This is a genomic window from Cognataquiflexum aquatile (genome assembly GCF_003316845.1).
Taxonomy (GTDB): domain Bacteria; phylum Bacteroidota; class Bacteroidia; order Cytophagales; family Cyclobacteriaceae; genus Cognataquiflexum; species Cognataquiflexum aquatile.
The window spans coordinates 95,191-109,775 of record NZ_QMIK01000009.1 but is presented as its reverse complement, the minus strand read 5'-3'; the positions used below and the strand labels follow the sequence as shown (position 1 = coordinate 109,775).

The window sequence follows — 14,585 nt, the reverse complement described above, 5'->3', positions numbered from 1 at the left end:
TTTTTCGTTTTTTCGCATTTACAAACCTGACAGTTTCAATCAAAAATAACCTTTATGGAAAAGCCGGATTTCAATATCACCGAAGTCAATAAAATAATCCGTGGACGCAGGTCCATGTTTTTTGCCCAATTCAAAGAAAATGACCCTGTGGATGACGCCGTCATCGAGGAAATATTGGAAAATGCGACTTGGGCGCCTACCCACAAATTGACGGAACCGTGGAGTTTCATCGTATTTGCAGGAGAGGGAAGACAGAAATTTGCTGATTATCAATCTGAGTTATACAAAGAAAGAACAACCAAAAACGGCACTTTCAACGAAGCTGCCTACATGAGGTTCAAAGAAAACCCTTTGAAAGCTTCCCATATCATTGCCATCAAAATGAAACATGATCTCAAAGCAGGACTTCCTGTGATGGAAGAAATAGCAGCGGTGGCTATGGCGGTTCAGAACATGTACCTTTCGGCCTCTGCCCATGGTTTGGCAGCGTTTTGGGGGACAGGAGGGCCAACATTTTGGCCTGAAGCGAAGCCTTGGTTTGGCCTGGAAGAAGAGGACATGCTGATGGGATTTTTCTACATTGCGAAGCCTGCCACCGAAAACTGGCCGATGGGAAAAAGAAAACCTGCGACAGAAAAAACTGATTGGGTAAGGTAAAAAAATACTAAAAGGTAAGAGGTAAAAAGTAAGAGGTAGTGAACCTTTAACCTCTTACCTTTTACTAATTTAACCTTTTTAAATAGAATCACATTCCCCTGTATCTTGGTGGCTCAATTCCATTAGCCCGGATATAAGAAATGGCAGCTCCCCGGTGGTGGGTACAATGATCATCGATCAAGGAAATCACTTCTCTTCTGGAAGCCTTTGACCCAAAAATTTCAATCTTTTCATCAAGGGCGGGAGACCCAAGGTTTTTGAAAGTCTTGGTACCATAATCATAACATTTTTCAACAAAGGCTCTGAGTTCTGCTTTGGTGGCGGGTTTGGCATCAATTGCAAATCCCGGATCTGTACCGTTTAGAAATCTTTGGCTGATCCCCGCAATGGCAGAGGAAAGATGGGTAACCTGCTCATTGAAACTCATCCCGGCTGCTTCGGGCTTATAGTCATACAGGTTATCCGGCATTTTATCCACCACTTCTAAGGTGAATTGCTTACTATTTTCCCATTTTCTTAAAAATTCCTCCATGGTGGTTTGGGCGAAGGAAACGGTTTGAATGGAAAAAAATGCCATCAAAACCGTAGCAATTACGAGTACTCTGTTTTGTGTTTTCATATTACTTGGCTAGTTAAGTTTAGTATAAATATCCGTTATACTCCCCTCATTTCAAACCATTTTGATAAATTTGAAACATGACAAAAAAAAATTATATCCCGTTGATTTTACTTTTTATTCTCGGAAGTTGTGGTTCAGATTACCTTCCCAAACCCAAAGGTTACAACCGTATTGACCTCCCCGAAAGAGAATTCACTACATTAAAAAATGAGGTGCCTTACTCGTTTGAACATTCTGTGCATGCTAAGGTGGAGCCTGATTCTTTTAACCTTACCGAAAAATCATGGATCAACTTGAATTATGAATCTTTAGGCGGAAAAGTCCACTTGACCTATTTAGCCTTGGATACTGATGGCAAAGACATCAAAACAGTAGTCAATGACGCCATCAACCTTACCGCAAAGCATCAGATCAAAGCCTATGGCATAGAAGAATCTATGATGGTAACTCCAAAGGGATATACCGTTGTCGTAGCCGAGCTATCAGGCGAAGTACCTACCCAATTTCAGTTTTTCGTCACCGATTCCACAAAGAATTTTCTGAGGGGGGCTTTGTATTTCAACACAGCGATGAAAAATGATTCGCTCGCACCTGCTATAGAATATATCAAAGTGGACATGATCCATTTGATCAATACGCTTGAGTTCAAAAAATAAAACCATCCAAATCTCTTCAGAAATTGGATGGTTTTATGATAGGGGTTCGGGTGTTTTAGAAAGTCAGTTTCTTCCAGCTTTTGATAATAATGGCCCCTCCTATAGTGGCAACGACAGTTGCGATAATGGCAGGTAAAATATTTCCGTATATCCAGAAACCTACTGCAAACAAAGCCGCATAGACCATCACAGACCCGACCAACATCAAGCCAATCTCCATTGGTAGCTGTCCCTGCTCCTGTTTTTCATTTGGATACCTATCCAATAGTTTTTTCCACCCAAAAGAAGCAGGTCTTACTTTTCTATAGAATGACAATAAGATTTCATCATTTTCAGGCTTGGTAAATAATGTGACCAATACCCACCCAACAGTTGTTATTCCTACGCCATAGAGTAATTTGAGATAGGCTTGATTTTCCGGGATCAAAATCCATCCCACTTTTGGATTAATCACCTCAAAGAATATGGCTACAATGAAAGAAATAAACATCGCGAAAATCTCTGTGTAAGCATTGATCCTCCACCAAAACCAGCGAAGGATAAAAATCAATCCTGTGCCTGCACCTATTTGAAGTAGGATATTAAATGCTTCCAAAGCATTGCTTAGCGCCAAAGCAAGGATAGCTGCAAAGACCATTAACAAAACTGTAGAAACTCTTCCCACCATTACTAGTTCCTTATCTGTCGCATTGGGTTTTAAAAAGCGGAGGTAAAAATCATTCACCACATAAGAAGAACCCCAATTAAGGTGGGTCGAAAGTGTGGACATTACGGCTGCAATTAGAGAAGCCAAAACAAGCCCAATCAATCCTGTCGGAAGGAAAGTCAACATGGCAGAATAAGCCAAGTCATCACCCAATTTGTCTGCAGGAATATTTGGAAAAGCCACACCCAAATCAGAAATCTGGGGGAAAATAATCAGTGATGCAAGTGCAACAATTATCCACGGCCAAGGTCTCAAGGCATAGTGGGCAATGTTGAAAAACAAGGTTGCGCCGATTGCATTCTTCTCATCTTTGGCAGAAAGCATCCTTTGGGCAATATACCCGCCACCTCCAGGTTCTGCACCAGGATACCAGGTGGCCCACCACTGAATGGCAAGAGGCATGATCAGCAAAGGAATAATGAGGTTCCAATCATTGAAATCAGGTAGGAAATCAAGCTTATCAGACACATTAGGATGGGATAGGAGGTTGTTCAATGACCCGATTTCAGGCATGTCCAGGATATAAATGGCAGCACCGATTGATCCGGCCATTGCTACAAAAAACTGAAAGAAATCAGTCAATAGCACACCCTTCAATCCTCCTAAAGAGCTGTAAATCACCGTCACCACAGAAGCAAGAAGCAAGGTCTCAATGGGACTCAACCCTAGCATTACACCCCCAATTTTGATGGCAGCAAGTGAAACAGTCGCCATAATCACAACATTAAAAAACACTCCCAAATACAATGCGCGGAAAGCACGGAGGAAAGCTGCGGGCTTGCCACTATACCGCATTTCATAAAATTCTAGGTCAGTGGTCAGTTCAGACCTTCTCCAAAGTTTGGCATAAACAAACACCGTCAGCATGCCTGTCAGCAAGAATGCCCACCATACCCAGTTGCCGGAAACACCCTGCTTCCTCACAATATCGGTAACAAGATTTGGGGTATCTGCTGAGAAGGTGGTTGCAACCATCGAAACCCCTAGCAACCACCACGGCATGTTTCTTCCCGATAGGAAGAATTCCTTGGCAGAAGTTCCGGCAGATTTGGCTGAAAACACGCCAATCAACATTGAAATAATAAAAAAGGCAGCGATGATTGCCCAGTCAATAAAGGAAATATTCATAGGGAATTGGGTTAGAGTTGCTTGTAATTAAGCTGAGTTTATTGATTTTTTTAATTTACTACTCCAAACTTCTTTAATAAATTTCACTAATGTAAATAATATCTCAAGATTTGCAAAAGGTAGGATATTCAATGTTAAAAAAAACCGTTTAGACCAAATTATAGGTGAGTTTCCCCAAAATGGAAAACGACAGGAAAAGGAAATAATCGCGATATGTAGCAGGTAGATTTTTAACAGTTTACTCTGAGCTGTGTGTGGCCATTTTTCACAAACTTCAATTTCCAATAGCATATTGGAAAGAAAAGAATTTTCTGCCGAATTGATTCCAAAAACTTACTTTTGCAGCTGAACTTGATTTTAAGATATGACCTCTTTTTCTTGGTTACCAACTCTCAATAAAAAATACAGTTTGGAAATCCAACCTTCCCAAATCCGCCCATTTGGGGATGGGCATATCCACCAGACTTTTTTGATTGAGACCAAAAATGAAAAACTCATCCTCCAACAGTTCAACAACCAGGTCTTCAAATTTCCTGAAAGGATTTCTCATAATCAGTCTTTGCTGATAGACCAAATTGACAGTAAGGACCTGCCTTATATTTTACCTTTGCCGATCCCAAATTTGGCCGGGGAATTGTTTACGCTAATTGAAGGGACGTTTTTTAGGATTTCTCCATTTGTATCAGGCAAATGCGTCAATGAGATCGAAAATCCACATCAGGCCTATCTTGCTGCAAAGGCATTCGCCCAGTTTATAAAAGCAGGAATCCACATTCCGGCATCAGAGTTTCAGGAAGCCATTCCGGGATTTCATGACCTGGAACTCCGATACAACCAATTGTTAGAGGCGTTGAAAAACACCAAAAGAATTATGAGCGGAGAATTAAAGGAACTGGTCGAATTCTATTTGGGACAAAAGGACTTGGTGGATCAATATCTCAGTTGGAAAGAAAAATTACCCTTGAGATTGACCCACAGCGATACCAAAATCAATAACCTGATTTTTGCGGATGACTTTTCCAAAGTCAATGCAGTCATTGACCTTGATACCTTGATGGCGGGATATGTCTATTATGACTTTGGAGATTTGGTGAGGACAGTAGCTTGTACGGAAGGCGAAAGTTCGAAGGATTGGGAAAAAATCAAAGTAGAAAACGCCAAATACAATGCCCTATTGGAAGGATTCTTGGAAGTGGGCAATGGAGTATTTACAGAAGATGAAATCAAATCCCTTCCATTTGGAGGACTGATGATGACCTGCATTATGGGATTTAGGTTTCTGGCGGATTATCTGAATGGAAATATCTATTACACCATTCACTATGAAGAACAAAACCTCCACCGGGCTAAAAATCAGATGTGTTTGTTAATGGATTTGAGGGGAGAATTACATAAGGTTTCATTTTGATGATTTGCATTCTTTTTCCAATCGAATGAAATCATCCTAACCTTTCTTTCCTGAAAGGTTATCTTCTCCCAAACTCCGCTTTTGCCTCTTCTAAGAAACTGACAAAATTCAGGATATTGGTGTCATAGGCTTTGGGTTTGACAAGCAATTCCTCATTATGGTCCAAGATCACATAATAGGGCTGGGCATTGTTGTTAAACTTCGTGATCTGAAAATCAGCGTTTTGCTTGCCAATGGTTTTTTTCTCCTTTCCATCATAATCAGACACATACCATTCGGCTTCCGGCAGTTCATACCGCTCATCGATATACAAAGCCACCATCACAAAATCTTCCTTCAGCCTTTGCAAAACCTGAGGATCTGACCAAACGCGTGCTTCCATTTCCCGACAGTTGACACAGCCGTGGCCTGTAAAATCTATAAACAAGGGTTTTCCCTGCTTCTGTGCGGCCGCTAAAGCCTGTTTGTAATCAAAATACCCTTGGATGCCATGAGGGAAATGCAGGAAATCGGCATATTTCGGAATTTCTCCCAATTGATTGTCTGTAGTGACCGCGCCTGCCCTACTTTCCATCACATTGAAGTCATGGGTTGCCATGGGGGGAAGGTAGCCACTCAGGGCTTTCAACGGAGCTCCCCAAAGTCCTGGAATCAGATAGACCACAAATACGAAAGTAGCTATTGCCAGCATTAACCTTGGAACACCGATAAAGTCCATCGGTGAATCGTGCTTGGTCCTGATTTTGCCCAAAAGATACAATCCCAAAAGGAAGAAAATCACTATCCAAATTGCGATATAAATGTCCCTGTCGAGCAATCCCCAATGGTAAACCTGATCAGCAACGGAAAGAAATTTAAAGGCTAAAGCCAATTCCAAAAATCCCAATACCACCTTTACGGAATTCAGCCAACCACCGGATTTAGGCAGGGAATTGAGCCATTCAGGGAATACTGCAAACAAGGTAAATGGGATAGCGAAAGCGAGCGAAAATGCAAACATCCCCGCTATCGGGGTAATGAAATCCCCGCCTGCAGCCTTGATCAAAATGGAACCTACAATCGGTCCTGTACAAGAAAACGAAACCAACACCAAGGTAAACGCCATAAAGAAAATCCCTGCCATTCCACCTTTGTCCGCTTTGGCATCGATTTTATTCACAAAACTGCTCGGCAAGGTAATCTCAAACATGCCCAAGAAAGCAAATGCAAAGAAGATGAAAATAAGAAAGAAGAAAACATTGGGAAGCCAATGGGTTGAAAGCCAATTGGCAAATTCTGGTCCCTGGACCGCCGCAACCGCCGTCCCGGCAATGGTATAAATAGCGATAATTGATAAGCCATAAATCCCGGCATTGCGGATTCCTGAAATCCTGGATTTGGATCTTCCTGTAAAGAAAGTGACTGTCATCGGAATCATCGGAAACACACAAGGTGTCAGCAACGCCGCCAAACCTGCCAAAAAAGCAACAAACATAAAACCCAGCAGTCCGCCCTTGCTACCTTCATCTTCAATGTCCACAAAAGACCTTTCTTGGTTTCCGTCGATGACTTCCGCTTTTTCCTGAACGGGTTCAGTTGCTGAAACCGAAGAATCAGGCTCAGATTTTTCAAGATTGGAGTTGTCAGTGGGAGATTCAGTAGGAGTTGGTGTTAAATTGGCTGACCCCTGCGCAGTGGCTTTGATCGTAAAATCTTCCTCATAAAGGATACATTGCCCGGTCACATCCGAGCACATTTGGTATTCTACCGTTCCCTTGATTTCTACATTCGGCTCGGAGATCGTAATCTTCTGGCGAAATTCCCCTGCAATTGAAAAATAAGTGATATCTGCCTCCCAAACTTCATCAAATTTCTTCTTCGGATTGATCGGTTTCAGCTTTTCGGTGGCCGAAATCCCTTTTGATCCTTCCAGGCTTAGGCTGGTCAGTACCGGACCTGCATTCTCATCAAAGTCATTGGAATAGATATACCAATTTCTAGGAATTGATGCTTTCAACACAATTTCTGCTTCACCGCCGACTTTGAAGTCCGGATTGGCCAGTTGGATATTCCACTTTGGTGGTGACACCACTTGGCCAAAAGAGGTTAGGCTTAGGAGAAATAGGAAGAAAAAAAGCAGTGAAGGTTTGAAGTATTTTGACATTGCGGTATGATGTAGGCGAATCTGTTTGATAAAGGTGGTTTGCGGCAAAATAGTTCAGTAATAAAGGGCACAGTATACTCTCACAAAGGCACGAAGACACAAATTGTATATTGCTTTTTGTCTTAGTGTCTTTGTGGGGAACTTTTATTTGGAGGCTTGCTCTTTGAAATGTTTGAAAAACAAAGCAATCGTCTCTATTCCCATAAAATAATTCTTGAGTCCATAATGCTCATTGGGAGAATGCAAAGCATCGGTATCCAAACCGAATCCCAACAATATCGGATCAAGTCCCATTACTTTTTGAAATAAGGCGCAAATCGGGATTGATCCTCCTTCTCTTGTCGGAATGGCTTTTTTGCCAAAGGCTTCCATAATCGCACCTTCTGCTGCCCTATAGCCGGGTGAATCTGTCGGCACCACTGCTGCTGCCCCACCGTGATGGGAGATGACTTTTACTTTAACCGATGCCGGAGCGATGGATTTGAAATGGTCTTCAAACATTTGGGCGATTTCCTTATGGTCTTGGTCAGGAACAAGCCTCATGGATATTTTTGCAAATGCTTTGGAAGGAAGTACTGTCTTCGCACCTTCTCCGGTATACCCCCCCCAAATGCCGTTGACATCTAATGTCGGTCGGATTCCGACCCTCTCGATGGTGGTATATCCTTTTTCACCCGAAACTTCCGCGATATCGAGCTTCTTTTTATAATCCTTCAGGTCAAATGGCGCTTTGTTCAATTCCTCCCGGTAAGCAGCGGAATATTCCTCTACTTTGTCATAAAATCCCGGTATGGTGATGTGGTTGTTTTCATCGTGAAGGGAGGCAATCATTTTGCAAAGCGTATTGATCGGATTGGCTACAGCACCTCCAAAAGTTCCGGAATGGAGGTCTTTGTTTGGGCCAGTCACCTCGACCTGCATGTAAGCCAATCCCCTCAAACCTACAGTCACAGAGGGATCCTCAATAGAAATCATGTGCGTATCCGACACAATGACCACGTCTGCTTTGAGTCTTTCGAGGTTTTCTTTGACAAAAATATCCAGGTTTTCAGAACCTACTTCTTCTTCACCTTCGATCATGAATTTGATATTGCAGTGCAAAGCATTGTTGGCCATCATGGCTTCAAAAGCCTTCACATGCATGTAAAACTGACCTTTGTCGTCTGCAGATCCCCGGGCAAAAATAGCCCCATCAGGATGTCTTTCGGTCTTCTTGATGACAGGTTCAAAAGGCGGAGAATCCCACAATTCATAAGGATCTGCAGGCTGCACATCATAATGGCCATATACCAATACCGTCGGTAAAGCAGGATCAATGATCTTTTCGCCATAGACAATCGGATAACCGGCGGTCTGACAGATTTCAGCTTTGTCTGCACCGGCTTTGATCAGACTTTCTTTGACAAAGTCAGCGGCTGCAAAAACATCGTTTTTAAATTTGGGATCGGCGCTCACGGATGGGATGCGCAAAAGGTCTAAAAGTTCGTTCAGGAACCTGTCCTGATTTTCTTGGATATACTGTTTAACTGACATATTTGGGGTTTTTAGGTCCCGCAAAGACGCAAAGTGGGAAAGCAATTTAATATGTCGCCATTCATTTTTGCTTTATTTCGAGGCAATGGAATGGTGCTTTCTTAGGTTACAATCCTCTGCAAGAACCGTATTTTGAGTGGGGCAAAATTACGTTTTAAATAAGGAATTGCCTATTTTACCAAAAACTTTTATCTATGAAAGCCATCCTTTGTACCCATCACGGACTTCCTGAAACTTTGACCTATTCTGATATCAATGATCCTGTTTTGGAAGAAAAAGAAGTTCTCATCCGAGTTAAAGCCTGTGCGGTCAATTTTCCTGATGTTTTGCTGATTCAGGACAAATACCAGTTTAAGCCTACACTGCCCTTCTCACCCGGTGGCGAGGTTTCGGGTATAATCGAAAAAACAGGAGCTGGTGTCAAACACCTCAAAGAAGGACAAAGGGTGTTGGCACTTTGTGGTTGGGGTGGTTTTGCCGAAAAAGTAAAAGTTGGAGTAGACCGTGTTTTCCCTATTCCACCCCAAATGGATTACATGACCGCAGCTTCTACCCTTTACACTTTTGGCACGGCTTATCATGCATTGAAGGACAGGGCAAATATCCAACCCGGAGAAACGCTTTTGGTTCTTGGCGCCTCCGGAGGGGTAGGATTGGCAGCTGTGGAGCTCGGAAAATTAATGGGAGCTACAATAATCGCTGCAGCTTCCACTGCTGAGAAATTGGCTGTTTGCAAAGAAAAAGGAGCTTACCACTTGATCAATTACGAAAGCGAAGACATCAAGGAAAGAATCAAATCAATCACTGATGGAAAGGGTGTAGATGTGGTATTGGATGTAGTGGGAGGAAAATATGCAGAACCGGCCTTGCGGGGAATGGCGTGGAAAGGCAGATACCTCGTGGTCGGATTTGCGGCCGGGGATATTCCCAAATTGCCATTTAATTTGGCTTTGCTCAAAGGTTGTGATATCATGGGCGTTTTTTGGGGAAGATTTTCCACTGAAGACCCAAAACAAAACCAGCAAAATATCATGGACTTAGTAGGCATGATCCAAACCGGTAAAATCAGCCAACATATTTACAAAGTGTACTCTTTGGAAGAAGCACCACAGGCTTTGCAGGACATGATGGACAGAAAGGTAGTGGGAAAAGCGATGGTTGTTATTGAAGAGGCAAAAGAGGAAAGCAAAGAAGCGAGAGACGAGAAGCGAGAAACGAGAGATGGCAGTATCAAGTATCAAGATGCAAGTATCAAGTCGAACGAGGAGAAATCTTCCGAAGTGGTCGACCGAGTGTATAGGAGTGTGGAAGATTTGAAAAAGCAAGTTGGAAAATCATTGGGAACAAGTAGTTGGACAACAGTTTCCCAAGAAGTGATTCAGAAGTTTGCCGAAGCCACAGAGGATTTTCAATGGATCCACATCGATACCGAGAAAGCAGCAGCCTTATTGCCGGGAGGGAAAAATCTGGCCCACGGATACCTGACTTTGTCACTTGTCCCCAAATTGATATATGAAATCCTGCCTTTGGAAGGTGTCCAAATGGCGCTGAATTATGGTGTAAACAAGGTCAGGTTTCCTTCCCCAGTCTATTCCGGCGATCAAATCCGGTTGAAAGCAACGTTGACCAATCTGGAAGAAAGTCCTGATGGAAACACGAAGCTTTTTATCCAAGCCGAAATGGAATCTAACCATGCCGAAAAACCTGTCTGTGTGGCCGAATTGATTACCTTGGTGAGGTTTTGAAAAAGGAAAGATTAAATAGGTCACCTTGTTTCAAGACTGCTATTCTTTACTAACTTTGATTACAGCTCATCACCTGCACCCTATGTTCAAAGTAATCATCATTGACGACGAGTTCCATGCCCAAGAGGTGGTAGAATTGCTCCTAAAGAAATATTTCCCCAATAAATTTTCAATTGAAGCAAAATGTTGCTCGGTGGAGGAAGGAATAAAACAGATCAATAGTATAAAACCTGAACTTGTCTTTCTGGACGTCCAAATGCCGGAAAAAAACGGCTTCTCTTTATTGGATCATTTTGGAAAAAAAACGGATTTTGAAGTAATTTTTTCTACTGCCCATAGAGAGTATGCTTTTGAGGCTATAAAACATCAGGCTTTAGATTACTTACTCAAACCTATTGACCCGGTGGAATTCGTAGAAACCATTGCGAAATTTGAAGAAAAATGGGAAGGAAAGAAGGTAAAAAATGTGAAAGAAAAAATGGAATCAGTAAATATCCTGAGTTTTACTACCCAAGATGGAATATACTTCATGGACTATGATGACATTTTGTATTGTAAAAGCGAACAGAGTTATACCAAAATCTTTAAAGCTGATGGGACCGATCTTTTGGTTTCAAAAAAGTTAGCTTGGATTGAAAATAAACTACCGAAAAATCAATTTTTCAGGATTCATCATTCATTTTTAGTAAACGTCAAAAAAATTGACAGATACGATAAAAAAAACAACTTCTTATTCTTGAAAAACGGACATCATCTTTCTGTTTCTTTTCGAAGATCTTCAGACTTAATCAGACATTTTGCCTAGATTTTATTTCCTAAAAACCCTCCTCTCATTTTTGTTGCCTTTCTTGGTAACCGCCCAAACGGTGCCTTCTAAAAACTATTCCACTTTGGAAGGTTTATCCAATAATGCTATCAAATCTTTATTCTTAGATTCTAGGGGATTGCTTTGGATAGGAACAGAAAATGGCGTTTCGCTTCTTCAGAGTGGCAAAATAAGCAATTTTTATGAGTCGGATGGTCTTGCATTTAACTCTTGTTGGGCCATTAATGAAGACCAAAATGGAAACATTTGGTTTGGTAGTTATGGTGGAGGCATCAGTAAGTTTGACGGCTCCAAATTTATTCCCATAGGAATTCCAAAGGGTCTGTCTGATGGCAGAATTCGGCATTTTTTCCCTTATAAAAATAAAATTTTTATCGGCACTGAAAATGGTCTGTCGATAATCGACATCGATACCCATCAGGTTATAGGGATTCAGGAAAGTACTTCTGACAATACTCAAAGTTATATTTCCGGCTTTTTCCTTCATAAAAATTACCTGTATTACGGTACCTATGGGATTGGAGTTTACCGGTTAAATCCCGACGAAGAATATCCCAAAATTGAAAAAATATCTGACCACAAGTTGATTTATGCCATGGCCAAAATGGAAAATGTGGTGTTTGCTTCAAATAAAGGGTTTTTGGATGTCTTTTCAACACCTGAACAGCTAATTGCAGGTGAAGGGAAAAAATCAATTGGCCAATCTGTCATCTGGGACACAGCACAAGATAAGCACAGGAATACTTATTTAGCTGCATGGGGCATTTTTACCCAAGATGGTGGGATTTTCAGATTGAAAGATGGGAAAATAGAGGATTTATCCGAAGGCTTTGATATTTCCTCCAAAGAAATTCTTGCGTTGGCTTACGATTCTATTGATCATGAATTGTATGTAGGCACTCAGGATAAGGGTTTATATGAAATCCAATTGGAACCTGGTATTGGATATGAGCAATTTGGAGGAAAAGAGGTCCTTGGTTTCGCTTTTGTGGAAGGAAAAAAAATAATCCTACATCACCGAGGACTCACTTTTTTTGACAATAAGGGAAACATTGAAAAAGAACTTGAAAAGGATATTTTCAAGAAAAGTTCCAGTGAATATGTAGGCAAAAACAGACATAACCTTCCTCTTCACGAAGATGATTTTTTTGAAATGGATTTTGATATTCAAGCTTCCCAAATAGTTTTTTATGACCTTCAACTGCAAGGAAAACACTTGTGGGTAAACTCCAATATTGGAATTTACCAACTTGACTTGGAAGGAAATATTCTTATTTACATTCCGGTTCACAGTTATGAAATTGGATTTACCCCTGATGGAAAACTTATAGAAACCAATCCCTACGGCGGTGTCAGAATATATGAGGATCCAGCAAAAATGGAATACCGGTATTATTCTCCCTCAGATCAAAATACACCTGTGCAAGTTTCCAAAATCATCCAAAATGGAGACAAAACGTACTTTTCTTCGGTGTTTAAAGGAATCTACCATTATGACAAAAATGAATTTTTATCCTACTTAGCCTCTAGTATATGGAAGGAAGAAAAATTCAAGCAAATCCATTTTTCCTCTTCCGGGCAACTTGTCATTGCTTCTGAATTTGATGAGGTATTCATAGCCGATTCCTACCCGGAATTCAAAATCAAGGAAATTATCCCAAAGGAAAAACTCGTTGGAAAAAATGTCCTTTTCTTGGAGTCATATGCTGATAACATTTTTATAGGAACAGAAAAAGGGCTAAATGTTTATAGAAATGGAATAATACGCTTCTTTGATGAAGAACAGGGTTTGCATAAAAAGCTTTTTAAGACTGCAAAAGTGAATGGGAATCACCTCTTCATTGGAACTTATGAAGGATATTATCAACTAGACTTACCCAATTTACTTAGGGAATATCTACCCCAACTTGACTTGAAAGTCAGTGAGATCAGAGTCAATCAACAAAAGATGGATAAAGAGGAGTTTTCATGGTTTGCCTATCAAAGCAATTCATTGGAATTAGCCCATAACCAAAACACCGTCATGCTGGGTTTTTTGGTGACCGGACATCAGTTTCCTAACAAACTCCAATATCGGTACCGCCTCACACCAAACGAGGAATGGAGTGCTTCCCAATCGGAAAATACCATTGTACTTCCTTATTTAAAAGCCGGCGTTTTTCCCATTGAAGTAGAAGTATATGACCTTCATTCGGGTAAATCGGCCATTTATCCTCTCCTTCGTCTTCAAATTCACCCACCATTTTATCTTGAAATTTGGTTTTTGCTTTTGACTTTCATTGTTCTTTCATGTTTTGTTTATTGGTTGATACGGTTGAGGATCCAACGTACGCGAAAGGAGGCCACTTTAAAACAGCGCTTGGCAGAGACGAAATTACAGGCACTTATCAGTCAGATGAATCCTCATTTTATTTTCAACGCCATTAATTCTATACAATATTTTGTTCTCAAGAACGACACAGACAGCGCTATCCGGTTTTTAGGTGGATTCTCCAAATTGATGCGGACTACTTTGGACAATAGTACCAAGAGTTTTATCAGGTTATCGGAAGAAATCCAATATCTAAAATCTTACATGGACATCGAAAACGAACGCATAGGAAATCGAATCACTTGCCAGATCACTTTTGACCAATCTATTAATCCTGAAAGCGTGGAGGTTCCTCCGATGCTTTTTCAGCCTTTGGTTGAAAATGTTTTTGTTCATGCCTTTGATTCCAAGCACCCTAATCCCACATTACATGTTCATTTCCAAATGGCAGGGGATAATTTGCTATCTGCAGAAATCACCGATAATGGTCGTGGAATATTGGATGGAAACCAAAAACAGTTTCATGAATCCAAGGGAATGAAGCTGGTAAGGGAAAGAATCTCGCTGATTTATTTCGGAGAAGGAGACCCGGTGCAGGTAGATTCCCAAAAAGACAATGGCACTAGGATCCGCTTGCTTTTTCCATTCAAACAAACCAATTGACATATTTCCAAAAAGCATGTACACTGATAAGGCAAATGCCAACACTTATAAATTACGAAGTCCCTTGATCTGCAAAAACAATATTTTTGGATAATGTGTATCCTGAGCGACCAGAACCTCCTTAATCACTCGACTTTATAGGCCCTTGCTGGCCTTTTATTATTCTATTAGGGAAGTATAATTCGACAGT

General features: G+C 41.1%; 10 protein-coding genes. 6 read left to right on the top strand and 4 right to left on the bottom strand.

What is annotated here, in order from left to right:
- Positions 1–54 precede the first annotated feature (54 nt).
- Positions 55–657, top strand: a complete 603-nt coding sequence (locus DQW11_RS20975; protein WP_113926093.1) for a nitroreductase family protein — start codon at positions 55–57, stop codon at positions 655–657.
- Between the two features lie 88 nt (positions 658–745).
- Here DQW11_RS20975 and DQW11_RS20970 read toward each other — a convergent pair whose 3' ends face one another.
- A complete protein-coding gene (locus DQW11_RS20970; RefSeq protein WP_113926092.1) occupies positions 746–1,276 on the bottom strand; it encodes a DinB family protein in 531 nt (176 codons plus the stop codon).
- A gap of 77 nt (positions 1,277–1,353) precedes the next feature.
- Between DQW11_RS20970 and gldD the strand changes: the two genes are divergently transcribed.
- Positions 1,354–1,932: a gliding motility lipoprotein GldD gene (gene gldD, locus DQW11_RS20965; protein WP_113926091.1), complete on the top strand. Its 579-nt coding sequence runs from the start codon at positions 1,354–1,356 to the stop codon at positions 1,930–1,932.
- A gap of 55 nt (positions 1,933–1,987) precedes the next feature.
- Here the strand turns inward: gldD and DQW11_RS20960 are convergent, their stop codons facing one another.
- Entirely contained in the window at positions 1,988–3,766 is a 1,779-nt protein-coding gene (locus DQW11_RS20960) for a sodium:solute symporter family protein (RefSeq protein WP_113926090.1), read from the bottom strand.
- 409 nt (positions 3,767–4,175) lie between these two features.
- Here DQW11_RS20960 and DQW11_RS20950 point away from each other — a divergent pair, with 409 nt between their 5' ends.
- Positions 4,176–5,174: a phosphotransferase enzyme family protein gene (locus DQW11_RS20950; RefSeq protein WP_232826816.1), complete on the top strand. Its 999-nt coding sequence runs from the start codon at positions 4,176–4,178 to the stop codon at positions 5,172–5,174.
- A 58-nt stretch (positions 5,175–5,232) separates the two neighbouring features.
- On the opposite strand, the gene DQW11_RS20945 is transcribed toward DQW11_RS20950, so the two are convergent.
- Both DQW11_RS20945 and DQW11_RS20940 read right to left on the bottom strand, forming a co-directional pair.
- Positions 5,233–7,317, bottom strand: coding sequence for a protein-disulfide reductase DsbD family protein (locus tag DQW11_RS20945; protein ID WP_113926087.1), 2,085 nt, complete (start codon positions 7,315–7,317; stop codon positions 5,233–5,235).
- Between the two features lie 144 nt (positions 7,318–7,461).
- The gene (locus tag DQW11_RS20940; RefSeq protein ID WP_113926086.1) at positions 7,462–8,850 is read right to left on the bottom strand and encodes a dipeptidase; all 1,389 of its coding nucleotides are present in this window, start codon (positions 8,848–8,850) and stop codon (positions 7,462–7,464) included.
- 194 nt (positions 8,851–9,044) lie between these two features.
- Here DQW11_RS20940 and DQW11_RS20935 point away from each other — a divergent pair, with 194 nt between their 5' ends.
- The 3 genes from DQW11_RS20935 (at position 9,045) to DQW11_RS20925 (ending at position 14,395) form a co-directional block, all read left to right on the top strand.
- Positions 9,045–10,595, top strand: coding sequence for a zinc-binding dehydrogenase (locus DQW11_RS20935; RefSeq protein WP_113926085.1), 1,551 nt, complete (start codon positions 9,045–9,047; stop codon positions 10,593–10,595).
- A gap of 82 nt (positions 10,596–10,677) precedes the next feature.
- Positions 10,678–11,400: a LytR/AlgR family response regulator transcription factor gene (locus DQW11_RS20930; protein ID WP_113926084.1), complete on the top strand. Its 723-nt coding sequence runs from the start codon at positions 10,678–10,680 to the stop codon at positions 11,398–11,400.
- Positions 11,401–11,461: 61 nt separating this feature from the next.
- Entirely contained in the window at positions 11,462–14,395 is a 2,934-nt protein-coding gene (locus DQW11_RS20925) for a sensor histidine kinase (protein ID WP_198669942.1), read from the top strand.
- The last annotated feature ends 190 nt before the right edge of the window (positions 14,396–14,585 follow it).

Bases quoted from the DNA above. Each gene is read 5' to 3' on its own strand.
- DQW11_RS20975 (WP_113926093.1), top strand. From the start codon at position 55: ATGGAAAAGCCGGATTTCAATATCACCGAAGTCAATAAAATAATCCGT.
- DQW11_RS20970 (WP_113926092.1), bottom strand. From the start codon at position 1,276: ATGAAAACACAAAACAGAGTACTCGTAATTGCTACGGTTTTGATGGCA.
- DQW11_RS20935 (WP_113926085.1), top strand. From the start codon at position 9,045: ATGAAAGCCATCCTTTGTACCCATCACGGACTTCCTGAAACTTTGACC.
- DQW11_RS20960 (WP_113926090.1), bottom strand. From the start codon at position 3,766: ATGAATATTTCCTTTATTGACTGGGCAATCATCGCTGCCTTTTTTATT.
- DQW11_RS20940 (WP_113926086.1), bottom strand. From the start codon at position 8,850: ATGTCAGTTAAACAGTATATCCAAGAAAATCAGGACAGGTTCCTGAAC.
- DQW11_RS20930 (WP_113926084.1), top strand. From the start codon at position 10,678: ATGTTCAAAGTAATCATCATTGACGACGAGTTCCATGCCCAAGAGGTG.
- gldD (WP_113926091.1), top strand. From the start codon at position 1,354: ATGACAAAAAAAAATTATATCCCGTTGATTTTACTTTTTATTCTCGGA.
- DQW11_RS20945 (WP_113926087.1), bottom strand. From the start codon at position 7,317: ATGTCAAAATACTTCAAACCTTCACTGCTTTTTTTCTTCCTATTTCTC.